Genomic DNA, 23,527 nt, shown 5'->3' with positions numbered 1-23,527 from the left:
TTCCGTGCACCGATCACGTCGGGAACACGCGCGGGAGGCCGCCATCGCCGGTCGAGACGACACATTGGCCCACCACATCGAACAGTACGCCGCCGAGGACGACACCCTCGCCACGGCGCGGGAGGTGGGGCGGCAGGCCGACTCCGCCCCCATAAGCGCGGCCTGCGGCGCCGCGCTGCGCTTCCTCGCCGCGGCCATCGGGGCTCGCTCGGTGGTCGAGATCGGCACGGGGTGCGGCAGCTCGGGCATCTGGCTGCTGCGCGGTATGCGCCCCGACGCCATCCTGACCAGCGTCGACATCGATCCCGAATACCAGGAGCTGGCCCGCGACGCCTACCGCCGGGCCGGGTTCGCCACCAACCGCACCCGGCTCATCCACGGCCGCGCCCTGGACGTGCTGCCGCGGCTCACCGACGGCGCCTACGACCTCGTGTTCGCCGACGCCGTGAAGACCGAGTACCCCGACTATCTCGCCGAGGCGCTGCGCCTGCTGCGCCCGGGCGGGATCGCGGTGTTCAACAACGCTCTCGACGCCGCGCCCCTGAGCGACGGCCCGCTGAGCGTGCCCGGTCCCGGCACGGCGGCGATCCGCGAGGTCGGCCGCCTGGTCCGCGAGGACGACCGGCTCGTCCCGCTGCTGCTGCCGGTCGGCGAGGGGCTGCTCGCCGCGATCCGCGAGGACACGTCCCCGGCGCAGCGCTGACGCGTCACGGCGAGCCGACGAGCGAGCGGAGGCGGCGCCGCCCCCGGCCGAAGGCCCCCGCGCGGGGCCGTTGGAGCCGAGCGAGGAGGCGAGCGTGACCAGGAAACACAGGACGGCGAGCCGACGAGCGAGCGGCGGCCCCGGGGCCGTCCGGGAACGCCGGTGGGACGGGACCGGGCCGGCCAGTCCCGCCCCACTCGTGCGCATCAGTCGCGCTCGGTCAGCCAGCGCAGCAGCAGCCGGGTGGCGAACCCGGTGCCGCCCTTGGTCAGCAGGCCGTCGTCCGAGGTCGACCGGCCGGGGCCGGCGATGTCGAGGTGCGCCCACGGGACGTCGCCGGCGAACTCCCGCAGGAACAGCGCGGCCTCGGTCGCCCCCGGGCGCCCGAAGGCGGTGCTGGTGCCGATGTTGGCGAGGTCGGCCACCGGCGACCGCAGGGTCTCGGTGTACTCCTCGACCAGCGGCATCCGCCACACCTGCTCGCCCGAGCGGTCGCCCGCCGCGGAGAGCCCGGCGGCCAGCTCGTCGTCGGTGCTGAACAGCGCGCCGATCCCGGTGCCCAGCGCGAGCTTGGCCGCCCCGGTGAGGGTGGCGACGTCGACCAGGGTGTCGGGCGCGGACTCGGCCACGGCGTAGGCCATGGCGTCGGCCAGCACCAGGCGCCCCTCGGCGTCGGTGTTGAGTACCTCGACCGTGCGGCCGTCGTAGGTGGTGATGACGTCGCCGGGCCGCTGGGCCGAGCCGGAGAAGGAGTTCTCCGCGACCGCGATGAGCCCGGTGACCTGCACCCGCGCACCCAGCGCGCCCAGGGCCGAGAGCACGCCCAGGACGATGGCGGCCCCGCTCATGTCGGTCTTCATGAGCTTCATGTTGTCGTTGGGCTTCAGCGACAGGCCGCCGGTGTCGAAGGTGATTCCCTTGCCCACCAGGACCACGTGCCCAACGGGGTCATCGGGCCGGTAGCCGACCTGGACCAGCCGCGGCGGCCGCGCCGATCCCCGCCCCACGGCGAGGATCGCGCCGAAGCCGTCGCGCTCCAGGTCGCGCTCGTCCCAGACGGTCGCCGAGAGCCCGGCGTCGTCGGCGATCTCGACCGCCCGCGCCGCCAGCCAGGCGGGGTCCTTCTCGGCGGACGGCGTGTTGATGAGGTCGCGCGCCAGGGCCGTGGCCCGCGCCAGCGCCGTGCCGCGGTCCACCGCGCCGGCCGCGGCGCCTGTGTCGGGCGACACCAGCTCGACCGCCGCGACGTGGTCCGGTCCCTTGGCCGAGGTGGCGAGGGTGAAGGTGTAGGACGCCAACAGCGCCCCTTCGGCGAAGGCGGTCAGGCCGGCCGCGGCGCCGGGGTCGCCGGGGCCGAAGAGGTGGGGCAGGGTCGTGGCCGCCCGGGTGCGCCCCTTGGCGGCGCGGGTCAGTGCGGCTCCGGCCGTGCGCAGGTCGGCCGGTGTCGCGGCGCCCACGCCGAGCAGCCCGAATCGGACGAGCCCGCGGCCCGGTGCCAGGTTGACCGGGAACTGCGCGAACTCGCCGGCACGGCCCTTGAGGTCGTAGTGGGCCAGGAGGTCGGCCAGGGGCGCCGGCAGGAGGGCGTCGAGATCAGCGGGATCGTCCCACGCGCCCGCGGCGACCGCCTGCGGGCCGTCGTCCCCGGACCTGACCGGCAGCACCAGCAGGTCGGCGGTCGAGTCGGCGAGAGTGCCCGCTACCGGGTGAATCTCCGTTGCGAATGGCACGGACGCTCACAATCTTCACGAGGCTGCTTCGGAAGGCACCGCAGGCGACCCCCGCCCCCGCCGCCCCCGCGGGAGGCACCGGTCGGTGGACGGCGGCCCGCCGGCGGATCCTGTCGGGCGGACCGGCGGCCGGTCAGTCGACGGCGCTGTCCAGCTCGCCCCTCAGCTCGACCGCCTCGGCCGGGGTCAGCTCGACGACGAGGCGCCCGCCGCCTTCCAGCGGGACCCGCATGATGATGCCGCGACCCTCCTTGGTGACCTCCATCGGACCGTCACCGGTCCTCGGCTTCATCGCCGCCATGCCGTATCCCCTTTCGTAGGAAACTCTCGCGGGTGAATGGGCCGGGCCGTCAGGGAAGCGGCTCGCGCTCGGCGAGTACCGGTCCGGGGTCGGGCCTCATCCGCGTGACTCAGGGAATGAATCACTGTTCTGTCATTATCTCGGTTTTGGGAACCGATTGGGAACGATCGGACAGCGCTCGCGCCAGCGCCGCCGAAGAATCCGAACAGTAAGGTTATAGCCGCAGCAACGGACAGCGGTCGCCGGGACCGCGCGCGCCGACACGACCAGGGAGCCCTGCGTGCCCGACACAGACAGCGTCGTCTACCAGCTCAGCGACGGCGTCGCGACGATCACGCTCAACCGCCCGGACGCGATGAACTCGTTGACCGCCGAGGCCAAGGAGGCGCTGCTCGCGGCGATCGAACGCGCCAAGGTCGACAAGGGCGCCCGCGCGGTGCTGCTCACCGGATCGGGCAAGGCGTTCTGCGCGGGACAGGACCTGCATGAGCACGCCGAACTCCTCGGCGCGGGCAAGGGGCTCAACGACACCGTCCGCTCGCACTACAACCCGATCGTGCTCGGGCTGGTGCGCATGCCCAAGCCGGTGGTGGCCGCCGTCAACGGGGTGGCGGCCGGAGCGGGCGCCTCGCTCGCCTTCGCCTGCGACCTGCGGATCGCCGCCGACAGCGCGTCGTTCCTCATGGCCTTCGCCAATGTCGGGCTGGGCTCGGACTCCGGCGCCTCCTGGACGCTGCCCCGGCTGGTGGGCCATGCGCGCGCGATGGAGATGCTGATGCTGGCCGAACCGGTCAAGGCGCAGCGGGCGCTGGAGATCGGCCTGGTCAGCCGGGTGGTTCCCAAGAAGGAGCTGGACGGCGCGGCACGCGAGCTGGCGGTGCGGCTGGCCAACGGGCCCACGGTCGCCTATGCGGCGATCAAGGCCGAGATGACGTTCGGCTCGGGGCTGGACCTCGCCAACGCGCTGGAGATGGAGGCGAGCCTCCAGGACCAGTGCGCCGAGACCGCCGACCACATGAACGCCACCCTGGCGTTCCTGAAGAAGGAGAAGCCCTCCTTCGAAGGCCAGTAAGGCCGGCGGGCCCCGCCCCCGGCGCCGGGATCAGCCGTCGATGAGGGTGAATGCCCAGATCAGCAGGCCGGCACCGACGATGACGAGCACGGCGACCAGCGACAGCAGACCGACGACCATCCCGGTCCCGGCGCGGCGCGGCTGCTCGGGCTGCTGCTGCCACGCGGGCGCCCCGGTCTGGGCACCGGGGCCCCACTGAGCGGGCTGGGCTCCGGGCTGCTGCGCAGGCGCGGGCCCATAGCCCTGGTCGGGTCCGCCTGGGTAGCCCTGCGGCCCACCGGGCGTCCCGTAGCCCTGGTCCGGCCCGGGGTACCCCTGCCGGCCGGATGCGCCGAACCCCTGCTCGGGACCCGTGGGGTAGCCCTGCCGGCCTGCCGGGCCGTACCCCTGTCCCGGGCCTGTGGGGTAGGCGGGGCCCGGCCCGGTGGGGGCGAAGCCCGGTCCGGGGCCGGTAGCGGGGTTGGGGCCCACAGCGGGGTTGGGGCCGCTCTCCCACCCGGTGGGCGCTCCCGGCCGGCCCGGCTGTGGTCCCTGCGGGCCCGGCCCGCCGGGGCCGGGCGGGTTCTGCGACATCTGCTGTCCTCCTGGCTGCGCCCAGCCGCCGGCCGGGGCGCCGGGCTGGGCGGGGTAGGGGCCGCTGGGGTGGCCGCCGGGCGGCGGGCCGCCTCCGGGGGGTCCTGCGGGCGGTCCGTACTGACCAGGGTATTGGGGGCTGAACTGCGGCCCCGTGGGGGGTGCCGGCGGGCGCGGCCCCATGGGCTGCTGGGGCCCCGAGTGCGGGGCCGGGCCGGGGCGCCCCTGCGGCTGCTGCCGGGGCAGCGAGGGGTGGGTGCGGTGCACGTCGGCGGCGGCGCGCTCCTGGGCCTCGGGCGCAGCGGCGGCGACGACGCCCGCGGCGAGGGTCTGCAACGGGAGCTCCGCGGCCGGAGCCGCATCGGGCGCCGGGGCCACGGCCGAGGCGGCGGCCGCGGCCTCGACCCCGAGGATCCCGAGCAGGGTCTCGGCGGCGCTGGGCCGCCCGCGGGCGTCCTTGTCCAGGCACCGTTCGGCGATCCTGCGGAGGTTGCCCTCCAGTTGCCCGAGGTCGGCCGGCTCGTACAGGACGCGCTGGAGGATCGCCTGCATCGAGTCCTGGCCGAACGGCCCGTGGCCGTTGGCCGCGTAGACGATGGTGCCCGCCCAGGCGAACAGGTCGACGGGCGGCCCCATGGCGCCGCCGGTGATCTGCTCAGGGGCCATGTAGGCGGGGGTCCCGGCGATTCTGCTGGTGACGATGGCCGTGCCCTCGAGCGCCCGGGCGATGCCGAAGTCGATCACCCGCGGGCCGTCGGGCCCCATGAGGACGTTGCCCGGCTTGAAGTCGCGGTGCACGATGCCGGCCTGGTGGATGGCGGCGATGGCGGTGAGCGTGCCGACCGCGAGCCGTTCCAGCGCCGCGCCGCGCAGCGGGCCGTCGCGGCGCACCACCTCGCGCAGGGTGGGGCCGTCGATGTACTCGCTGACCACATAGGGCGGGTCGGCGTCGATGTCGGCGGCCAGCACCTGGGCGGTGCAGAACCGCGCCACCCGGCGGGCGGTCTCGACCTCCTCGGCGAGCTGGCGGCGCAGCCCCGCGGCGTCGAGGTCGTCGGCGTGCAGGGTCTTGACCGCCACCGGCACGCCGTCGGACCCCTGCCCGAGGTACACGACCCCCTGGCCGCCCTGTCCCAGGCGGCCGGTGAGCGTGTAGCCGCCTACGGTGCGCGGATCGTCGTCGGTCAAAGGACCGGTGCCGGTCATGGGTTCCTCCCGGAGCCGTGCCGGAACGTGACCGCCCGGCGGGGCCACCCTAGCGGAGGGTGCCCGTGGAGGTCATCGGCACGCCGTCGTGCGAGACCGCCTCCCAGCGGGCGTCCAGGGTGTCCGGGGCGCTCCCGGGCTCCAGGTAGAGCTCGGATTCGTCGATGCACCGGTTGTCGCGGTCGTAGGTCTCGACGTAGTCGAAGACCAGCCGGTCGCCGTCGCGCTCACGCAGAGTGAGGCTGCCGCGGCAGTCCAGGGAGTAGTCGGCGGAGCCGCGCTCCTCACCGGATTCGAGCTTGATCTGCACGTGGTAGTCGGTCACGTGCCGGCCTTCGGCGTCCTCCTGGGACATGTCGCCGCTCCAGGTGCCGGCGTGGGAGTCGGGGACGCTCCCCCCGGCCTCGGGCGCGCCGGAGCCGGCGCGCAGCGCCCACGCCGCCCCGCCGACGGCGGCCAGCCCGATCAGCGTGCCGACGAGCGCCGCGACGATGATGGTCCGGCGCCGCTTGGCGGAGTGCCGGGTGGAGCGTGGCGGAGGCCACAGGGACATCTGGCGAATGGGCGAGGCCGAGCCCGCTTCGCCGGGCGCCTGCTCCGGCTCACGGCTGGGCGCCTCGCTCACCGGTTCTCCCCTGGACGGGGACAGTGGGGGCCGTTCGAGTTGGACATCGCTCAATCCTCCAAGGCGAACCGCGCAGGGGGCGGTTCGCGGGTACAGCGACAGAGAATAAGTCACGGCACCGTCGGCCGCTCACCGCCCGGAAGTGACGAGACCCACACGGGAGCGGTCGCCCCGCGCCGCCGGAACGGCCCGGCGCGGGGGTCGGGCCGGCCGCCGCACTGCGGCCGGCCGTGCCGTGGTCAGGCCGGGTCGGAGGCCTTGGCGGCCCCTCCCGCGACCTCGGATCCGCCGTGCAGCGCCCACTGCTCGTGGCCGGTGCCGGGCCCGGAGGAGTCGCCGCCGTAGGCGTCGTCGTCGTGGTCCCCGCGGAGTCCGGAAGCGTGGACGCCGTCGGGGTCGTTGTCGGCCGCGAACCCCGGGGCCGCGCCCTCGACGAGTGCGGTGTCCGCCTCGGGGCCGGAAGCGTCCGGGGCCGCGGAGAGGGATCGGTCGGTCTCGGCGCGCTCGACGAGGCCGTCGACGTCATCGATGTCACCGGCGCCGCCGCGGCCGCGCTCGGGGTCGAGCACAGCGAGGCGCTGCTCGAGGTCGCGGATGGTGGCGTCGCGCTCGGCGAGCGCGCCGACCACGCGGCGCAGCAGCTCGTCGACCGCCCGCACGTGGTAGCCCCACGCGGACAGCGGGAGCGCCACCCGGCTCACATCGGTGCCGGTGATGGGGCGGTCGTCGGGAAGGTCCAGCGGGGGGTGGTCGGCCTCGAAGCGCGCGAGCTGGCCGCCCTTCCCCATGACCGTGAGGGCCACGCCGATGAGCACCGCCGCGGCGGCGACGGCGGTCAGGACGAGGATGGTCACACTCATCTTCGCCATGGTGCCATACCTCCGCCCCTCACACGGACCCCCGCAGGGGAGCGCCGCATGCGACACTCGGACCGTGCAGACCGACGACACAGCCCGCCCCTTCCAGGTGGTCGCCGCCGACGCCGTGGTGGCGGACGCGGTCGACGCAGGCCGCCGGCCGCCGGCGTCAGTGGTCCGTTCGCTCGCCTCTGCCGGCCGGCCGGTCCTGGTGCGGTGCTCCGCCGCGGCGGGCGCCGGCGGGGGCGCAACGGCGGCCCGCGACGACGCCGCCGAGATCGCGTTGGTCGCGCTCTACGCCTGGCTGGGCGCCACCGTGTTCGCCACCTCGCAGCCCCGCGAGGCCCGCCGGGCGCTGGACATGGTGGCCGCGATCCGCGGCGACCGCCCGCCGGCGGTGGCCCGGCGCGGGCTGGCCTGATCCGCCGCGGCGGCGGTCACTCGGCTCCGTTGGCGCCGTTGCCCGCGGCCAGGCCCTCCTCGGCCACCCGCTCCAGCTCGAAGTCGCGCCGCGCCAGGCTCACGTGCGCCTTGCGGATGATCTCCACGACCTCGTCGGGGTCGTCGGTGACCGTGATGAGGTCGGGGTCGTCGGGCGAGATCACGCCCTCGTCCAGCAGGGTCGAGCGCACCCAGTCGACCAGGCCGCCCCAGAACTTCGAGCCCACCAGCACCACGGGGAACCGGGTGACCTTCCCGGTCTGCACGAGGGTGACCGACTCGAACAGCTCGTCGAGGGTGCCGAACCCGCCCGGCAGCACGACGAACGCCTGCGAGTACTTCACGAACATGGTCTTGCGCACGAAGAAGTACCGGAACGTGACGCCCATGTCGATGTAGCCGTTGAGCGACTGCTCGAACGGCAGCTCGATGCCGAGCCCGATCGAGTGCCCGCCCGCCTCCTGGGCGCCCTTGTTCGCCGCCTCCATCGTGCCGGGGCCGCCACCGGTGATCACCGAGTAGCCGGCCTCGGCGAGCCGCGCGCCCACCCGCTCGCCCAGGGCGTAGTTGGGGGTGCCCGGCTTGGTGCGGGCCGACCCGAACACGCTCACCGCCCGGCCGACCTCGGAGAGCAGGCCGAACCCCTCGACGAACTCCGACTGGATGCGCATGACCCGCCACGGGTCGGTGTGCACCCAGTCGGTGGGTCCGCGCCGGTCCAGGAGGCGCTGGTCGGTGGTGGTGTCGGGGATGGCGCTGCCGTGGTAGGTCAGCGGACCTGCACGGCGGATCTTTCGGGATTCCGTCATGGATCAACGCTATCCGGAGCGGGCCGCACGGGAGCTGAATGCCGGGCCGCGTCGACGCGTCCGGAACCGGACGCTCAGCCGACGGCGCCGTTCAGCCACCCGACCATGCGCTCCTCGGCCTCCACGATGGCGGCGAGCTCCACGAACTCGTCGCGCGTGTGGGCCAGGGTGGGGTCGCCCGGTCCGTAGTTCACCGCGGGGATGCCCAGCTCGGCCATGCGCGCGACATCGGTCCAGCCGAGCTTGGCGCGGGCCTGCCCGGCGCCCACGGTGCGCACGAACTCCGCGGCGGCGGGGTCGTCGAGTCCGGGGCGCGCGGGCGGGGCGGAGTCGGTGACGCGCACGTCGAACTCGGAGAAGACCTGGCGCAGGTGCTCTTCGGCGTCGACCACGGTGAGGTCGGGGGCGAAGCGGTAGTTGACGGTGACCACGCACTCGTCGGGGATGACGTTGCCGGCCACTCCCCCGTTGACGAAGACCGCGTTGAGCCCTTCGTGGTAGCGCAGGCCGTCGACCTCGGGCTCGCGCGGGGAGTAGGCGCGGAGGATGTCGAGGATCCGCCCGGCCTCGTGAACGGCGTTGCGGCCCATCCAGGAGCGCGCGCTGTGGGCGCGTTCGCCGTGGGCGATGACGTCCACCCGCATGGTGCCCTGGCAGCCGCCCTCGATGACGCCGCCGGTGGGCTCCAGCAGTACCGCGAAGTCGCCGGAGAGCCATTCGGGGCGGGTCCGGGCGAGCCGGCGCAGGCCGTTGCGCTCGGCGTCGATCTCCTCGCAGTCGTAGAAGACGTAGGTGATGTCGTGCACCGGCTCGGTGGCCTTCGCCGCCGCGGCCAGCTGCACCGCGACGCCGCTCTTCATGTCGGAGGTGCCGCAGCCGTAGAGCCGGCCTTCGCCGTCGAGGCGCGAGGGGACGTTCCCGGCTATGGGCACGGTGTCGATGTGCCCGGCGAGCACGACCCGCCGCGCCCGGCCCAGGTCGGTGCGGGCGACCACGGCGTCGCCGTCGCGGTCGACCGTCAGGTGCGGCAGCCTGCGCAGCGCCTGCTCGATGTCGTCGGCGAGGGCCCGTTCACCGCCGCTGACCGATTCGGTGTCGACGAGGGCGGCGGTGAGGGTGCGGACGTCTGCTGTGAGATCGAGCATGTCAGGGCTTTCGGCTTTCCGCGGGATCGGGCCGTGGGCACGGCGGTCGGTGGCGGCCGGCCCCGGCCCCCGGGCGGGGGCGGGGCCGGCCGGGAGGGGCCGGGTCAGGCGTTGACGCCGTGCTCCCGGAGCAGGTCGTTGAGGGCGAGCTTTTCGTGCTCCTGGCCCTCTTCGAGCCGCTTGAGGACGAGCAGGCACGGCAGCCCGAAGTCGCCGCCGGGGAAGCTCTTGACACGGTTGGCGGTGACGCACACCGACCACGCGGGGGCCTCGCCGCGGGCGAGCTCGTCGCCGGTCTCGGCGTCGAAGACGCGGGTGGAGGAGGTGAGGATGGTCCCCGCTCCGAGCTTGGCGCCACGGCGCACCCGGGCGCCTTCGACGACCATGCTGCGGGAGCCGAGGAACGCCTCGTCCTCGATGACCACCGGGGACGCCTGCGGCGGCTCCAGCACGCCGCCGACCCCCACGCCTCCGGAGAGGTGGACGTTCTCGCCGACCTGCGCGCAGGAGCCCACGGTGGCCCAGGTGTCGACCATGGTGCCCGAGCCGACCCAGGCGCCGAAGTTGGTGAAGGAGGGCATCAGCACGACGCCGGGCGCGAGGTAGGCGCCCCAGCGGGCGATGGCGCCGGGGACGACGCGGACGCCGTCGAGCCGGGTCTTGAGCGGGATGCGGTCGTGGTGGCGGAAGTCACCGACCGCCGACTCCTCCATGCCCAGCACCCGGAAGCTGAGGAGGATGGCGCGCTTGGCCCGCTCGTCGACGACGACCTGGTCGGTCGCGGGGTCGACGAAGGCGACCCGGGCCTTGCCGGTGTCGAGTTCGTCGACCGCGCCGACGATGGTGTCGCGGGCCTCGGTGTGGTCGGGGGTCAGCTCGGAGCGGCGCTCCCAGAGGTCGTCGATCTCTTGGGGAAGCGGACTGGTGAACGCGGTGGTCATGGCCATCGAGCCTACTGGGTCGCCCCCGGGCCGGACGAACCCGGCGCACGCCGCGGGCACGCGGGGTGACCGGATCGTGGCGCGAATGGGGCTTGCGGCGGGCGAATCGGGGGGCTATGGATGCGGAGCGTGTTCACCGGCACGCTCTACTATGCGATCTGGAGCCCCGTCCCTCCGTGCCACGCTGCCCCGCCACCGCCGCGTCGCATCACAGGGCTTCGCCTCCTGTCGGTCGAGGTCGCCCCCGGTACCGCGCCGGTGTGCGCCCCCTAAACCCCTACGGTCTGCCTGTGCCCAGAAAGCTGCGAAGAGTCTCCGCCTTCTTCAAGATCCTCACCATTCTGACCCTGGTCTGCGGTGCGCTGGTCGCCGGCGGGATCTACGTCATGCGCTCGATCAAGCCGCTCGAGGTCGAACCCGAGGAGCCGGCCGCGGCGTGCACCGTCACCGCGAGCGGCGACACCGATGTGCTCGACCCCGAGCAGGCCGCCAACGCCGCCACCATCGGCGGCGTCGCCTTCGCCCGCGACCTGCCCGAAGACGCCGTTGTCATCGCCTACGCCACGGTGTGGCAGGAATCCAAGTTCTTCAACATCGACTACGGGGACCGCGACTCCGTGGGCCTGTTCCAGCAGCGCCCGTCCAAGGGGTGGGGCGAGACCGACCAGCTGCTCGACCCGGTCTACGCCACGGGGGCGTTCTACGAGAGCCTCGTCGAGATCTCCGGCTACGAGCAGATGCCCGTCTACGAGGCGGCCCAGGCGGTGCAGGCCAGCGCCGACGGCTTCGCCTACGACCAGCACGAGCAGCGCTCGCGGGTCATGGCCTCGGCGTTCACGGGGGCCGAGGGCGCCGCGATGACGTGCGTCCACGATCCCGAGGGCTACGCCGACCCCGATCCCGATGCCGCACGCACCGAGATCACCCGCGTCTTCGGGGTGGAGCCCACCGCGGTCGCGGCGGCCGGGCGCCGGACCACCGGCGACCTCGGGTGGGCCATGGCCCTGTGGGCGGTCGCCAATGCCGGGGAGTACGGGCTGACCCAGGTCACCTACGACGACCAGCGCTGGACGCTCGACAACGCCGAGGAGGGCTGGGCCACGGTGCCCGACGCCGCGCCGGCGGGCGAGGTCGTCCTGGAGTAGCCGCACGCGAAGCGCCCGGGCGGCCGCCGCACATCGGTGCGGCGGCCGTCGGCGTTCCGGGCGAATGGGGAGCGCGGAGGCGGGCCGGTGGCGGGGGCGGGGTCAGCCGGCGGTGACGCTCAGGCGCTCGGCCGCCGCCTCCACCCGCTCGTCGGTGGCGGTGAACGCCACCCGCACGTGCCCGGCGCCCGCCGGGCCGTAGAAGTCGCCGGGGGCGACCAGGATGCCGATGGACGCAAGTGCGGCGACCGCGCTCCAGGAGTCGGCGTGCGCGGGGTGCGACGCCCACAGGTACAGGCCGGCCTCGGAGTGCGAGATCTCCCACCCCGCGCCTTCCAGTGCGGCGCGCAGCCGCGCCCGGCGCCGCCCGTAGCGCTCCTTCTGCTCGCGCGCGTGGCCGTCGTCGTCGAGGGCCGCCCGCATGGCCGCCTGCACCGGCGCGGGCACCATCATCCCGGCGTGCTTGCGGACCGCGAGCAGCTCGCCCACCAGAGCGGGGTCGCCGGTGACGAAGGCGGCGCGGTAGCCGGCCAGGTTGGAGCGCTTCGACAGCGAGTGCAGGGCGAGCAGCCCCTCGTGGGAGCCGCCGCACACATCGGGGTGCAGGACGGACACCGGGGCGGCGCCGTCCCAGCCGAGGTCGATGTAGCACTCGTCGGAGGCGACGATCGCGCCGCGTTCGCGCGCCCACGCCACCACCTTGCGCAGGTGGTCGGCGCCCAGCACGCGCCCGGTGGGGTTGGCCGGGGAGTTGACCCATACCAGCGGCGCACGTTCGGGGCCGAGCGCGGTGAGGCCGTCGGTGGCGATGGGGGTGGCCCCGGCCAGCCGCGCGCCGATGTCGTAGGTGGGGTAGGCCAGTTCGGGGTGCACGACAGTGTCGCCGGGGCCCAGGCCCAGGAGGGTGGGCAGCCAGGCGACCAGCTCCTTGGAGCCGATGGTGGGCAGCACCGCGGCGGACTCGACGGTGACGCCGTGACGCCGCGCCAGCCAGGCGGCCGCGGCGTCCCGCAGCGCCGGCGTGCCGTGGGTGGTGGGGTAGCCCGGGGAGTCGGCGGCCTCGGCGAGGGCCGTGCGAAGCTGCGCGGGGACGGGGTCGACCGGTGTGCCGACCGACAGGTCGGCGATGCCGTCGGGGTGGGTCGCTGCGGCCTGCTTGTGTGGTGCCAGCCGGTCCCACGGAAAGTCCGGCAGGCGGTCCACCACGCGTCGGCGGTCGGCCATCGGTCAGGTCCCCCAGTGTCCTAAGTGTTCAGTGCCGTGCGCGCCGTGCCCACACCGCCGCGGGGCGGTGCCCCCGGCGGCGCGGGCCGGGTCGTGCGGTCTCCGGCGTGCCGGAGTGCGCGGAGGCCCCTGTGACCGGCGCCGTCCGGTGCGGGACGGCGGGTCTCCCCCCGTGGGGCGCCCGCGCTGCGGCGCCTGGTGGCGCCGCGGGGACGGGGTCAGTCCTCGGTGGCCTGCGGGGGCAGCGCGGCGACGAGGGGGTGGTCACGCTCGATCTTGCCCGTCTTCGAGGCGCCGCCCGGCGAGCCGAGGTCGTCGAAGAACTCGACGTTGGCCTTGTAGTAGCCCGCCCACTCGCCCGGGACGTCGTCCTCGTAGTAGATCGCCTCCACAGGGCACACCGGCTCGCAGGCGCCGCAGTCGACGCACTCGTCGGGGTGGATGTAGAGCATGCGCTGGCCCTCGTAGATGCAGTCGACGGGGCACTCTTCGATGCAGGCCTTGTCGAGCAGGTCGACGCAGGGCTGCGCGATGACGTAGGTCACGTCCGTACTCCTCTTCGGTCTTCGCCACGTTGACCGCGTGTAAGTGTCTTCGCCGCCGTCACATAGCCTGGGCGGTGCCGGGAGGCCGGCACGCGGATCCGCCGGGCGTTCTGTGCGCGGTTCGCAGTTTCCAGTATTGCGCTCGTCTCGCTTTTCCGCGCAATTGGGGGTCGATCCAGTGGGGTATGTCTCGCGCTTCGTGACCGAGGTGACCCCGGGTGATGTCGGCCGGAGGGCCACTCTGCGCGTCCGGGTGCCCGATGGCCGCTTCCGGGATATCGTCGGGGTTCTGGAATCGTGGCAAGACGGCGTGATACGGGTACGTCGGCGCAACGGGGGCGTGACGGAGGTCACGGCGGACGATATCGTCGCGAGCAAGATCGTGCCCCAGGAGCCACCGCGGCGCCGGGCAGGGGGATCCGAGGGCGGCACCGCCCAAGGCTGAGCCCGGCCGGGCCGCGCCCGGGGCGCCCGGCCCCGCCCCCGCGGCGGCCGAGCTGACAGGGGAGGTGGTGGGTTCACCCATGCAGGAGACCGTCGCGTCCGCCCTGGCCCAACTGGCACGTCTGGACGCCAGGGCCGCCCAGGTCGCTGAAAGCGCCCTTTCCACCCTTACCGCCGGGCAGAGCCTGCAATCGCTCACCCAGTACGGCGTCCAGAAGTTCTGCTGGTACGTGCTGCCGGTCCGGTTCTCCGCCGACCCCGCCGAACGCCTCTTCGTCACCCGCTCGCTGGGCCGGCTGTTCGCGCTGCTCGACCTCGACCGCTACGCCCTGATCTGCACCTCCGACGGCACGGAGGAGATCCTGGCGGCCTACACCGTCAGCCACGACTCCGGGCTCCAGGCCTACCGGCGCGCCATGCGCTCCTCCGGTGTGGAGCCGCCCGACCTTCCCGAGCTCACGTGGGGCACCGCCCTGGGCAGCGCCGAGATCGAGGCGTTCGAGGCCACGTCGGCGTCGCTGGAGCTGGCGGTGGCGCTGGAGGAGGTCCGGCCCGGCGGGCGCGGCTGGCGGGCGGCGCAGGAGCAGCACGCGCGGACGTTCCTCACCCAGCCCGACCACCAGGGCCGCAGCCGGCTCGACCGCGTCCGCGAGGAACGCGTCCGCGGCTGGCTGGGCTCGCCGTCGCACCCGCACCGCCAGCGGCTCTGGCCGCTGCTGGGGCGGCTCATCAGCGGGGCCGAGCCACCGCACGACGCCGCCGAGGTGCTGGCCCCGGTCCGCCGCCTGCTCGACCACGCCGACGAGGGCATCGTGCTCACCCAGATCGGCTACATCTCCCCCACGGTCGTCCGGGGGCTGTGCACGGAGTTCGGGTGGTCCACCTCGCCGTCGCCGCCGCGCAGCGAGACCGACGTCATGCAGCTCATCGCCCTGCACAAGCTTTTGCGCACGATGCGCGCGGTGCGCCGGTCGGGCCGGCGGCTGGTGCTGACCCGGCGGGGCCGGCAGCTGCACGCCGACACCGGGGCGCTGTGGCGGGCGGTCGCCGAGGCCGCGCTCGACACCGACGGCTTCGCGCAGGCCACCACCGAGACCCTGCTCGGGCTGCTGCTGTCGCGGTCACCGAAGGCCACGGGCAGCCACGCCCGCGCCGAGGACCCCGCCATAGCCGAGGAGGCGCGGCTGGTGCTGGCCGAGGCCGGCTGGGGCGGCGACATCGAGGGCGACAGCCCCGATACCCGGCAGGTCCGCTCGGTGCTCATCACGGTCACGTGGCTGCTGGAGACGCTCGGGTTCGTCACCGGCGGCGACCTGCTCGACGGCGGCTCGCACCACCTCACCAAGGCCGGGCGGGCGTTCGCGCTGACCGCCATGCACCTGTCGGCGACCACCCCGCCCGCGTCCATCTGACCCGGTTCCGGGGCGCGGGCCGGGGCCAATAGCCTGGAGGCGCACGTGGGGACGGCCGCGCGGGGCCCCAGGTCCCGTAGCCGCCCGTGGCACCACCGGCGCCCGCAGTGGGGGCGCCGGCCGAACCGCCGACCAGCTGGAGCACCATGTCCACCCCTGAGCCGACCGAGCCGGACGACACCCGCGCGGGCGAGGGCGCGCCCGCCTCCGCGATCGCCCCGGAGCGCCCCGGCACCAACGACGACGCGGCCGCCCCGGACGCGGAATCCGCGCCGGCGGACTCCGAAGGCGACGCGGGCGCGGGCGGCGACGGCGGCTCCGCCTCGGGGCCGGGCCGGGCCGACCTGCTGCCCAGCCCCGTCTTCGTGCTGCTGCTCGGGATCACCGGCCTGGCGGGCTGGTTCTCCTGGACGCGCGCCGAGGTCGACTGGACCGGCGACGACTCCACGGTCTACCTGCCGTTCGTGTTCATCCTCTTCGGCTGGATCGTGTCGCTCGCGCTGCACGAGTTCGGCCACGCCCTGGCGGCCTACCGCTTCGGCGACCGGGGCCTGCGCGGCGGCGGCTACCTGCGGCTGAACCCCTTCGCCTACCGGGGGCTGTTCGCCGGGCTGCTGATGCCGGTGGCGTTCCTCGTCCTGGGCGGCGTGGGGCTGCCGGGGCCCGCGCCCCACGACCCCTCGGCGGTGCGCGGCCGGGCCGCGCGCAGCCTGGCGGCGCTGGCGGGCATCGCGGTGAACCTGCTGCTGGCGGTGGCCCTGGCCGCGGCGGTGGCCGTGCTGGTGCCGGCGGACATGTTCACCGACAACTGGATGCTCGTCGGGCTCATGTACCTGTGCTACCTGAACCTGACCGCGGCGCTGCTGAACGTGCTGCCGGTGCCCGGCCTGGACGGCTTCGCGGCCCTTTCGCCCTATCTGCCCGAGCGGGTCGCCGGCCTGGCGCGCACGTGGGGGCTGTTCGGGGTGATCGCGCTGTTCGCGGTCCTGTGGCTGCCGCAGGTGAACCTGGCGTTCCTGAACGCGATGCTGGGCCTGTTCGGCGCGCTGGGCCTGCCGCAGATGGACATCGGCTTCGGCGAGATCCTGTTCCGGTTCTGGGTCTCCTGACCCGGGGGCGCCCCGAGGCGCGGGTCAGGGCCCGGGCGGGGTCAGCACGGTGGCCATGGACACCGCGAACACGCCGCCGAAGAGGTACACCTGCTCCATCACGTTGGCGGTGAGCATGATGTCGCCGCCGGAGGAGAGGGTGACCAGCGCGAAGCTCGCGGCGGTCCAGCCCACAGCGGGCAGGCCGGCGCCCAGCCGCGACCCGGTGCCCCATCCCGCCACGCGGCAGGCGGTGAACAGCAGGACGAGGACGGCCACGGCGATCGCCCCGGCCACGACCTGCCCGCCGAGCCCGGTGTTCCACAGCCAGGTCAGCCACCGCGCCGCCGGCCCGCCGACGATCCCGGCGGCGAAGCCCGCCGACAGCAGGACGACATTGGCCGCGATGGCGACGCCGCGCTCGGTCACGGCGATGCGCCGAACGGCGTGACCCTCCGGCGGCTCGCCGGGCACGGGCGGGATAGAGCTGGATGCCGACACGGGGGAAGCCTACTGTCCCGCACCGCCGAACCCGCCGCCGCCTGCGTCGATGTCCGCCGGATGGGCTTTGTCCGGCATCGTCGGAGGTGGCCCGCCGGCGGCCCGGCGGTGGCCGGCTGTGGGTGCTGGACCAGCCCCGGATCCCCGGATGACGGCGTACGCCGGTCCCTGGTCCCCGGTCTAGGCGAACAGGTCGGTCTCGAAGCCGTCCGCGTCCCGCGGGCCGATGCGGCCGCGCAGGAGGGTGAAGTGCTCGACGCCGTCGATCTCCTGGGCGATGTCGTTGGACAGGGCGAACAGCCCGCCGTCGACGGTGACCTGGGTCGCGTGGGCGCGCAGGGCCATCGCCTTGGCGGCCCAGTGGGCGGACGCGTCGATGCGGGTGGTGACCGCGGAGTCGGGGACGCCCGGTGTGATGTCCGCGGCCGTCCCGGGCGCGGTGAACGGTCCGGGCGCTTCGCGCAGGCGGCGCACCGACTCCGTCAACAGGGACAGGGGGTGGGCGATCGCATAGAGCTTGCGCACCGACCAGGGCGCGCCGGGCAGGGTGCGCTCCGCTGCCCGGTCGAAGGCGCGCAGGGCCACCCGGTGGGCCTGGATGTGGTCGGGGTGGCCGTAGCCGCCGTTGTCGTCGTAGGTGACCATCACCTCGGGGCGGACCTCGCGGATGACCTCGGCGAGCCGGAGGGCGGCGGTCTCGACGTCGGCCTGCCAGAAGCAGCCGGGGCGGTCGTTGGTCGCGGCGCCCATCATCCCGGAGTCGCGGTAGCGGCCCGGCCCGCCGAGGAAGCGGTGGTCGCGGACCCCGAGGGCGGCGCACGCCTTCTGGAGTTCGCCGATCCGGTGCGGGCCGAGCGCGTCCCGGCGATCGGCCGCCAGGTGCGCGAGGTCGTCGGGGATGACCTCGCCCTCTTCCCCGAGGGTGCAGGTGACCAGGGTGACCGCGGCTCCCTCGGCCGCGTACTTGGCCATGGTGGCGCCGGTGACGATGGACTCGTCATCGGGGTGGGCGTGCACCAGAAGCAGTCGCCGAACCGTCATGGGACACAGAGCCTATCGCGGGGCCCCGGCCCACGCCCGGCCCGGTCCGCCCGGGCGGGTCCCCCGGCGCCGCGGTCCACCGGCCCGCGCCGGCGGCGGCACGGGCGGGCGGCCTGCGGCGGCACGCGGCGGCCATGCGCCACAATCGGCGCATGAGTTTCCCTCGTCAACAGGCCCGGACCCGGCGCTTCACCATCGGGGTGCCGCGGGCGTTCCAGATCTCCCCCGACGGACGGCGCGTGGCGTTCCTGCGCGGCCGGGACGGCGATGACACCGCGACCTGCCTGTGGGTCCTGGAGCCGGACGGCCGCGAACGGCTGGTGGCCGACCCCAGGTCGATCGGCGCCGACGACGAAGACCTGCCGCCCGAGGAACGGGCCCGCCGCGAGCGCCTGCGCGAGACCGGCGGCGGCATCGTCGCTTACACCGTGGACGACGGCTTCACCGCGGCGGCCTTCACGCTGTCGGGGCGCCTGTACCACGTCGGCCTGTCCGAGGGCGGCGCACCGCCGCGCGAGCTGCCCGCCGCGGGCCCGGTCGTGGACCCGCTGATCTGCCCGCTCGGCGAGCGTGTCGCCTATGTCAGCGGGGGCACGGTGCGCGTGGTGGGGATCGCCGACGGGCGCGACCGCGTCCTCACCGCGGCGGACGCCCCCGGTGTCACGTGGGGCCTGGCCGAGTTCATCGCCGCCGAGGAGATGAGCCGTTTCCGCGGCATGTGGTGGGCGCCCGACGGCTCGGCGCTGCTGGCGGCGCGGGTGGACGACACCCCCGTTCGCCGGTGGACGATCGCCGACCCCGCCGACCCCGAGGCGGCCCCGCAGACCGTGGCCTACCCGGCGGCGGGCACCCCCAACGCCGAGGTGCGGCTGGCCGTGCTGCCCCTGGGCGACGGGGAGGCGGCCGACGGCGCGGGCCCGGCGGAGCCGGTGTGGGTGGACTGGGACCGCGCGGCACTGCCCTACCTGGTGCGCGCCGGGTGGACGACCCGTCCCGAGGGCGGCCCCACCGTCGTGTTCAGCGCGCAGAGCCGCGACCAGCGGACCCTGACGCTCTTCGGCGCCGATCCCGCCACCGGCGCGGTCTCCGAGGTGCACACCGACACCGATCCGGTCTGGGTGGAGATCATGCCGGGGATCCCGGGCTTCACCGCAGGCGGCGACCTGGTGTGGATCGGGCGCCCCGAGGGCGGCGCCGAGCGCCGGCTGCACGTGGGGGGCCGCGTGACCGGCCCCGAGGACGTGTACCTGCGCGCGGTCGCCGACATCGACGGCGACCGGATCCTGGTGTCGGGGTCGCCCGCCGGGCGGCCCGGCGATGTGGGCCTGTGGGTGGTCGACGCCGCCGACGGCCGGGCGGTGCCCGTGGAGTTCCCCGGCGCGCCGGACGGCGGCGGGCTGCACTCCGGGCGGCTGCGCGGCGGCACCGTCGTCCTCCAGCGCCGCGACCTGGACCACGACGGGGTGCGCACGGTCGTCGTCCACGGGGCGGACGCGACCGGGGAGCGGCCGCGGGTGGCCGAGGTCGCGAGCCTGGCGCACGCGCCGGAGCTGCCCGCGCCGCGGGTCACGTTCTGGACGGCGGGCGAGCGCGCGATCCCCTCGGCCCTGGTGCTGCCGTCGTGGTACGAGGAGGGGTCGGGGCCGCTGCCGGTCCTGCTGGACCCCTACGGCGGGCCGCACGCGCAGCGGGTGCTGCGCTGCCGCTCGGCGCACCTGACCTCGCAGTGGTTCGCCGACCAGGGGTTCGCGGTGCTGATCGCCGACGGCCGGGGCACACCGGGGATCGGCGTGGGCTGGGAGCAGGAGATCCACCTCGATGTGGCCGACGTCGTGCTCGCCGACCAGGTCGCCGCGCTGCACGACGCCGCGGAGCGGTTCGGGTTCCTGGACCTGGAGCGGGTGGCGATCCGGGGCTGGTCGTTCGGCGGCTACCTGGCGGCGCTGGCGGTGCTGCGCCGGCCCGACGTGTTCCACGCGGCGGTGGCCGGGGCGCCGGTGACCGACTGGACGCTGTACGACACCCACTACACCGAGCGCTACCTCGGGCTGCCGCAGGAGCAGGCCGACGCCTACGCGCGCAGCTCGCTGCTCGCCGAGCGCACCGACCCGAACCGGCCGCTGCTGCTGATCCACGGCTTCGCCGACGACAACGTGGTGTTCGCCCACACCCAGCGCCTCTCGTCGGCGCTGCTGGCGGCGGGGCGGACGCACACGGTGCTCCCGCTGTCGGGCATCACCCACATGGCGTCGGAGGAGACCACCGCCGAGAACCTGCTGCTGGTGCAGGTCGACTTCCTGCACACGGCCCTGAAGAGCCGCCCCGCCGCGGAGTCGGCGGGCTGACCGGCCGGGGCCGGCGCCCTCAGCGGCCCGGCCCCGGTCCCCGCTTCTTTGACAGTTCTGCGACCGCCCGGCGGGTCTACTGAACGGTCGCCTACCCCGGAGGGCCCGTTGCAGATGCGGTGCGCACAGCGGGCGCGGAACGCCGGCGGACCACCCGGCGCCCCCTGTGGACGAATTGGCCGCATCCGGCCACTGTGAATCCCTTGCCTTTCCGGATCGTTATCTCCCCGTCATATCGGTAGGAATCACAGGATTCCGGCACCACTTCGGTTTTCACGCCGACGACGTGATCCCACGCACACCGAACATCACTCAGCGTGACGAAGATTTCCGCGGGTGATGAGTTCCGGCCCGGAAAACGACCCTGTTGCGAGCCATGGGCCATGACCTATGGTTTCGAGTCGTTTACCGAACGTCGGTGGGCATGGCCGCTCCCGCCCCGCTTCCCCCACGGGCAGGCCGGGCCCCGCAGCATCGCACTTTCGGTGAACAGCCAGGTCGTCCACGCCCCATGGCGGGCGGCCAGGGACCGGCGCTGGGTCCCCGCTCGCCAGCGAACGGTTCCGCCCTTGCACGTCCCCCCAACTGAAAGGGCAGCACCCATGAGACAGTCCGCGCGCAAGTCCGCGCGAAAGCCCTCCGTCTACTACACCGTGGGCGGATCCGTCCTGGCCCTCGGTGTCTTCGGCGCCGTCGCGGTCGCGGCGGTCAACGGCGCTGAGGAAGCGGCCACCCCCCAGGCATCGGCGGAGCAGGTCAGCGCCATCTCGGCGGAGTTCGGCCTCACCCAGGACGAGGCCACCGACCTCGTGGCGCAGCAGGCCGAGGCCGGCGCGCTCGAATCGCAGCTGCGCGAGGAGCTCGGCAGCACCTTCGGCGGCAGCTGGTTCGACATCGAGTCCGGCGACCTCACCGTCGCCGTCACCGACGAATCCGCCGTCGCGCAGGTGACCGAGGCCGGCGCCCAGCCCAAGGTCGTGACCTACGGCGAGGACACCCTCAACGAGATGGTCGACACCCTGAACGCCGAGGGCGCCACTCAGGACCAGGGCATCGCCGGCTGGTACCCCGACACCATGGGCGACGCCGTGGTGATCCGGGCCCTTGAGGGCGAGGCCGCCGCGGCCGAGGCATGGGCCACCGAAGCCGGGCTCGCGCCCGAGGCGATCGAGGTCCAGGAGGTCGCCGACGCCCCGGAGCTCTACGCGGACATCATCGGCGGCGACCCGTACTTCATCGACAGCAGCGGCCGCTGCTCGATCGGCTTCGCCACCACCACGGGCTTCGTGACCGCCGGCCACTGCGGCACCGAGGGCACCCCCGTGGGCACCGAGGCCGGCGACGGCACCGGCACCGTGGCCGGGTCCGTCTTCCCCGGCAGCGACATGGGCGTCGTCGAGGCCGACAGCAACTGGACCCCCGTGGGCGCGGTCAACGACTACGAGGGCGGCACCATCGCGGTGGCCGGCTCCGAGGAGGCCCCCGAGGGCGCGGCGATCTGCCGATCCGGCTCCACCACCGGCATGTTCTGCGGCACCGTCGGCGCCAAGAACCAGTCCGTGACCTACCCCGAGGGCACCGTGAACGGCCTGACCGAGACCGACGTCTGCGCCGAGCCCGGCGACTCCGGCGGCTCCTGGATCAGCGGTGACCAGGCCCAGGGCGTCACCTCCGGCGGTTCGGGCGACTGCACCTCCGGCGGCGTCACCTTCTTCCAGCCGGTCAACCCGATCCTGGAGGAGTTCGGCGTGGAGCTCGTCACAGGCTAGCCCCACCCCCTTCCCGAAAGAGCGCCCCGGCGCCCCCACCCCTGGGGGGCGCCGGGGCGTCGCGCGTTCCATGGCATCCATCCGGATCAGGCGACGACCTGCACACTCCCGCTGGCGTCTCATAATCTGGGCGCGCTGTCTCGCATGACAGGCGAGTCCGCATATTATGAATCGGTTAAACGCCACGAACTGGGAGGTAGCGGACTGTGTCCGTGCAGGCATCAAAGGACGGGCAGGGGCAGGACGCGGCGCCGGTGAACCGGCCCGGGCGGGTGATCACCGCCAGCCTCATCGGGACGTCGATCGAGTTCTACGACTTCTACGTCTACGCCACCGCGGCGGTGCTGATCTTCCCGCACCTCTTCTTCCCCGCCGGCGACGACACCGCCGCCACCCTCCAGTCCCTCGCGACCTTCGCCATCGCCTTCATCGCCCGCCCCGTCGGCTCGGCGCTGTTCGGCCACTTCGGCGACCGGATCGGCCGCAAGGCGACCCTCGTGGCGTCGCTGCTCACCATGGGCATCTCCACGGTGGTCATCGGGCTGCTGCCCACCTACGACCAGATCCACGTGCTCGCCCCGCTCCTGCTCGCGCTGTGCCGCTTCGGCCAGGGCCTCGGGCTGGGCGGCGAGTGGGGCGGTGCGGCGCTGCTGGCCACCGAGAACGCCCCGCGCGACAAGCGCGCCCTGTTCGGCACATTCCCGCAGCTCGGGGCGCCCATCGGCTTCTTCCTGGCCAATGGCGTCTTCCTCATCCTGTCGAGCCTGCTCAGCGAGGACGCGTTCCTCGCGTGGGGCTGGCGGGTGCCGTTCCTGCTCTCGGCCGTTCTCATCGTCGTCGGCCTGTGGGTGCGGCTGACACTGCACGAGAGCCCGGCCTTCACCAAGATCGTCACCGCGGGTACGCGGGCCAAGACCCCCGTCCTGGAGGTCTTCCGCACCAGCACCCGGTCGATCGTGCTGGGCACGCTCATCATGGTCGCGACCTACGTGCTCTTCTACCTGATGACCGTGTTCTCGATGTCCTACGGCACCAGCCCCGACGGCCTCGGCTACGACTACACCGAGTTCCTGGTCCTGCTGCTCATCGGCGTGGTCTTCTTCGGCGCGCTGACCCCGGTGGCGGGGCTCATCGCCGACCGCTACGGGCGCCGGCCCACGCTCATCACGGTCACCGTCGCCATCATGGTGTTCGGCCTGGCCCTGGGCCCGCTGCTGGGATCGGGCTCGACCGCGGCGGTCCTGGCCTGCCTGGTCATCGGGCTCTCCCTGATGGGCCTGACCTTCGGGCCCATGGGCGCCCTGCTCCCCGAGCTGTTCCCGACCAACGTCCGCTACAGCGGCGCCTCCATCGCCTACAACCTGGGCGGGCTGCTGGGCGCCTCGCTCGCGCCCTACGCCGCGACCTGGCTGGCGGCGGAGTTCGGCCTGTGGGCCGTCGGCGGCTACCTCATCGGAGCCGCGGCCCTGACCCTGGTCGCGCTGGTGCTGGCCCGCGAGACCAAGGACTCCTCGCTCGACGCGGTGCCGGCGGGCGCAGGCTCCTGACCACGCGGGCACACCCCGCACCGCCCCGACGGCCGCGCCGGAAGCATCCGGCGCGGCCCTCGC

Annotated in this window: 22 protein-coding genes; 10 read left to right on the top strand and 12 right to left on the bottom strand. The window is 74.1% G+C overall.

Features of this window, described 5'->3' with window-relative positions:
* Nucleotides 1–64: 64 nt before the first annotated feature.
* A complete protein-coding gene (locus ACFOVU_RS14690; protein WP_378533902.1) occupies nucleotides 65–703 on the top strand; it encodes an O-methyltransferase in 639 nt (212 codons plus the stop codon).
* 206 nt (nucleotides 704–909) lie between these two features.
* Here the strand turns inward: ACFOVU_RS14690 and ACFOVU_RS14685 are convergent, their stop codons facing one another.
* Nucleotides 910–2,433 (bottom strand): leucyl aminopeptidase, encoded by a 1,524-nt coding sequence (locus ACFOVU_RS14685; protein WP_378533901.1) that lies wholly within the window; start codon nucleotides 2,431–2,433, stop codon nucleotides 910–912.
* A gap of 133 nt (nucleotides 2,434–2,566) precedes the next feature.
* Nucleotides 2,567–2,734 carry a DUF3117 domain-containing protein gene (locus ACFOVU_RS14680; RefSeq protein ID WP_378533899.1) on the bottom strand — a complete coding sequence of 56 codons (168 nt, stop codon included), beginning with the start codon at nucleotides 2,732–2,734 and terminating at the stop codon, nucleotides 2,567–2,569.
* A 280-nt stretch (nucleotides 2,735–3,014) separates the two neighbouring features.
* Here ACFOVU_RS14680 and ACFOVU_RS14675 point away from each other — a divergent pair, with 280 nt between their 5' ends.
* Nucleotides 3,015–3,806, top strand: a complete 792-nt coding sequence (locus ACFOVU_RS14675; RefSeq protein WP_378533897.1) for an enoyl-CoA hydratase-related protein — start codon at nucleotides 3,015–3,017, stop codon at nucleotides 3,804–3,806.
* A gap of 30 nt (nucleotides 3,807–3,836) precedes the next feature.
* Here ACFOVU_RS14675 and ACFOVU_RS14670 read toward each other — a convergent pair whose 3' ends face one another.
* The 3 genes from ACFOVU_RS14670 to ACFOVU_RS14660 all read right to left on the bottom strand — a co-directional run bounded on the left by ACFOVU_RS14670 (nucleotide 3,837) and on the right by ACFOVU_RS14660 (nucleotide 7,070).
* Entirely contained in the window at nucleotides 3,837–5,585 is a 1,749-nt protein-coding gene (locus ACFOVU_RS14670) for a serine/threonine-protein kinase (protein ID WP_378533895.1), read from the bottom strand.
* 49 nt (nucleotides 5,586–5,634) lie between these two features.
* Nucleotides 5,635–6,210: a hypothetical protein gene (locus tag ACFOVU_RS14665; protein ID WP_378533893.1), complete on the bottom strand. Its 576-nt coding sequence runs from the start codon at nucleotides 6,208–6,210 to the stop codon at nucleotides 5,635–5,637.
* A 239-nt stretch (nucleotides 6,211–6,449) separates the two neighbouring features.
* A complete protein-coding gene (locus tag ACFOVU_RS14660) occupies nucleotides 6,450–7,070 on the bottom strand; it encodes a hypothetical protein (protein WP_378533892.1) in 621 nt (206 codons plus the stop codon).
* Nucleotides 7,071–7,143: 73 nt separating this feature from the next.
* On the opposite strand from ACFOVU_RS14660, the gene ACFOVU_RS14655 reads away from it, so the two are divergent.
* Nucleotides 7,144–7,488, top strand: a complete 345-nt coding sequence (locus ACFOVU_RS14655; RefSeq protein WP_378533890.1) for a hypothetical protein — start codon at nucleotides 7,144–7,146, stop codon at nucleotides 7,486–7,488.
* 16 nt (nucleotides 7,489–7,504) lie between these two features.
* Here the strand turns inward: ACFOVU_RS14655 and ACFOVU_RS14650 are convergent, their stop codons facing one another.
* The 3 genes from ACFOVU_RS14650 to ACFOVU_RS14640 form a co-directional block, all read right to left on the bottom strand.
* Complete coding sequence (locus ACFOVU_RS14650) at nucleotides 7,505–8,317, bottom strand: LOG family protein (RefSeq protein WP_378533888.1); 813 nt, start codon at nucleotides 8,315–8,317, stop codon at nucleotides 7,505–7,507.
* A 74-nt stretch (nucleotides 8,318–8,391) separates the two neighbouring features.
* Nucleotides 8,392–9,462, bottom strand: a complete 1,071-nt coding sequence (dapE, locus tag ACFOVU_RS14645) for a succinyl-diaminopimelate desuccinylase (RefSeq protein WP_378533886.1) — start codon at nucleotides 9,460–9,462, stop codon at nucleotides 8,392–8,394.
* 104 nt (nucleotides 9,463–9,566) lie between these two features.
* On the bottom strand, nucleotides 9,567–10,403 hold the full coding sequence (locus ACFOVU_RS14640) for a 2,3,4,5-tetrahydropyridine-2,6-dicarboxylate N-succinyltransferase (protein WP_378533884.1): 837 nt from the start codon (nucleotides 10,401–10,403) through the stop codon (nucleotides 9,567–9,569).
* 290 nt (nucleotides 10,404–10,693) lie between these two features.
* Here ACFOVU_RS14640 and ACFOVU_RS14635 point away from each other — a divergent pair, with 290 nt between their 5' ends.
* Nucleotides 10,694–11,548: a hypothetical protein gene (locus tag ACFOVU_RS14635; protein ID WP_378533882.1), complete on the top strand. Its 855-nt coding sequence runs from the start codon at nucleotides 10,694–10,696 to the stop codon at nucleotides 11,546–11,548.
* A gap of 102 nt (nucleotides 11,549–11,650) precedes the next feature.
* On the opposite strand, the gene dapC is transcribed toward ACFOVU_RS14635, so the two are convergent.
* Nucleotides 11,651–12,772, bottom strand: a complete 1,122-nt coding sequence (gene dapC, locus ACFOVU_RS14630; RefSeq protein WP_378533880.1) for a succinyldiaminopimelate transaminase — start codon at nucleotides 12,770–12,772, stop codon at nucleotides 11,651–11,653.
* Between the two features lie 218 nt (nucleotides 12,773–12,990).
* Nucleotides 12,991–13,317, bottom strand: a complete 327-nt coding sequence (fdxA, locus tag ACFOVU_RS14625) for a ferredoxin (protein WP_378533878.1) — start codon at nucleotides 13,315–13,317, stop codon at nucleotides 12,991–12,993.
* A gap of 178 nt (nucleotides 13,318–13,495) precedes the next feature.
* Between fdxA and ACFOVU_RS14620 the strand changes: the two genes are divergently transcribed.
* The 3 genes from ACFOVU_RS14620 (at nucleotide 13,496) to ACFOVU_RS14610 (ending at nucleotide 16,282) form a co-directional block, all read left to right on the top strand.
* A complete protein-coding gene (locus tag ACFOVU_RS14620; RefSeq protein ID WP_378533876.1) occupies nucleotides 13,496–13,762 on the top strand; it encodes a putative acetyltransferase in 267 nt (88 codons plus the stop codon).
* Nucleotides 13,763–13,841: 79 nt separating this feature from the next.
* Nucleotides 13,842–15,173 (top strand): hypothetical protein, encoded by a 1,332-nt coding sequence (locus ACFOVU_RS14615; RefSeq protein WP_378533874.1) that lies wholly within the window; start codon nucleotides 13,842–13,844, stop codon nucleotides 15,171–15,173.
* A gap of 146 nt (nucleotides 15,174–15,319) precedes the next feature.
* Nucleotides 15,320–16,282, top strand: coding sequence for a site-2 protease family protein (locus ACFOVU_RS14610; protein ID WP_378533872.1), 963 nt, complete (start codon nucleotides 15,320–15,322; stop codon nucleotides 16,280–16,282).
* Nucleotides 16,283–16,306: 24 nt separating this feature from the next.
* Here ACFOVU_RS14610 and ACFOVU_RS14605 read toward each other — a convergent pair whose 3' ends face one another.
* Both ACFOVU_RS14605 and mshB read right to left on the bottom strand, forming a co-directional pair.
* Nucleotides 16,307–16,762 (bottom strand): hypothetical protein, encoded by a 456-nt coding sequence (locus ACFOVU_RS14605; protein WP_378533870.1) that lies wholly within the window; start codon nucleotides 16,760–16,762, stop codon nucleotides 16,307–16,309.
* A gap of 180 nt (nucleotides 16,763–16,942) precedes the next feature.
* Complete coding sequence (gene mshB, locus ACFOVU_RS14600) at nucleotides 16,943–17,803, bottom strand: N-acetyl-1-D-myo-inositol-2-amino-2-deoxy-alpha-D-glucopyranoside deacetylase (RefSeq protein WP_378533868.1); 861 nt, start codon at nucleotides 17,801–17,803, stop codon at nucleotides 16,943–16,945.
* A gap of 152 nt (nucleotides 17,804–17,955) precedes the next feature.
* Here mshB and ACFOVU_RS14595 point away from each other — a divergent pair, with 152 nt between their 5' ends.
* The 3 genes from ACFOVU_RS14595 to ACFOVU_RS14585 all read left to right on the top strand — a co-directional run bounded on the left by ACFOVU_RS14595 (nucleotide 17,956) and on the right by ACFOVU_RS14585 (nucleotide 23,464).
* Complete coding sequence (locus tag ACFOVU_RS14595) at nucleotides 17,956–20,148, top strand: prolyl oligopeptidase family serine peptidase (RefSeq protein ID WP_378533866.1); 2,193 nt, start codon at nucleotides 17,956–17,958, stop codon at nucleotides 20,146–20,148.
* A gap of 602 nt (nucleotides 20,149–20,750) precedes the next feature.
* Nucleotides 20,751–21,917 (top strand): S1 family peptidase, encoded by a 1,167-nt coding sequence (locus ACFOVU_RS14590; RefSeq protein WP_378533864.1) that lies wholly within the window; start codon nucleotides 20,751–20,753, stop codon nucleotides 21,915–21,917.
* A gap of 212 nt (nucleotides 21,918–22,129) precedes the next feature.
* Complete coding sequence (locus tag ACFOVU_RS14585; protein WP_378533862.1) at nucleotides 22,130–23,464, top strand: MFS transporter; 1,335 nt, start codon at nucleotides 22,130–22,132, stop codon at nucleotides 23,462–23,464.
* The last annotated feature ends 63 nt before the right edge of the window (nucleotides 23,465–23,527 follow it).

Origin of the sequence: Nocardiopsis sediminis, assembly GCF_042650565.1 — a bacterium.
In the GTDB taxonomy this organism is placed as follows: Bacteria; Actinomycetota; Actinomycetes; order Streptosporangiales; family Streptosporangiaceae; genus Nocardiopsis_B; species Nocardiopsis_B sediminis.
Note: the sequence above shows the minus strand (reverse complement) of the source record. Positions and strands in the feature narration are given on the sequence as shown.

Excerpts from the sequence above, each read along its gene's own strand:
- ACFOVU_RS14650 (WP_378533888.1), bottom strand. The coding sequence starts at position 8,317 with ATGACGGAATCCCGAAAGATCCGCCGTGCAGGTCCGCTGACCTACCAC.
- ACFOVU_RS14660 (WP_378533892.1), bottom strand. The coding sequence starts at position 7,070 with ATGAGTGTGACCATCCTCGTCCTGACCGCCGTCGCCGCCGCGGCGGTG.
- ACFOVU_RS14610 (WP_378533872.1), top strand. The coding sequence starts at position 15,320 with ATGTCCACCCCTGAGCCGACCGAGCCGGACGACACCCGCGCGGGCGAG.
- dapC (WP_378533880.1), bottom strand. The coding sequence starts at position 12,772 with ATGGCCGACCGCCGACGCGTGGTGGACCGCCTGCCGGACTTTCCGTGG.
- ACFOVU_RS14670 (WP_378533895.1), bottom strand. The coding sequence starts at position 5,585 with ATGACCGGCACCGGTCCTTTGACCGACGACGATCCGCGCACCGTAGGC.
- ACFOVU_RS14640 (WP_378533884.1), bottom strand. The coding sequence starts at position 10,403 with ATGACCACCGCGTTCACCAGTCCGCTTCCCCAAGAGATCGACGACCTC.
- ACFOVU_RS14595 (WP_378533866.1), top strand. The coding sequence starts at position 17,956 with ATGAGTTTCCCTCGTCAACAGGCCCGGACCCGGCGCTTCACCATCGGG.
- ACFOVU_RS14680 (WP_378533899.1), bottom strand. The coding sequence starts at position 2,734 with ATGGCGGCGATGAAGCCGAGGACCGGTGACGGTCCGATGGAGGTCACC.
- mshB (WP_378533868.1), bottom strand. The coding sequence starts at position 17,803 with ATGACGGTTCGGCGACTGCTTCTGGTGCACGCCCACCCCGATGACGAG.
- ACFOVU_RS14590 (WP_378533864.1), top strand. The coding sequence starts at position 20,751 with ATGAGACAGTCCGCGCGCAAGTCCGCGCGAAAGCCCTCCGTCTACTAC.
- ACFOVU_RS14615 (WP_378533874.1), top strand. The coding sequence starts at position 13,842 with ATGCAGGAGACCGTCGCGTCCGCCCTGGCCCAACTGGCACGTCTGGAC.
- dapE (WP_378533886.1), bottom strand. The coding sequence starts at position 9,462 with ATGCTCGATCTCACAGCAGACGTCCGCACCCTCACCGCCGCCCTCGTC.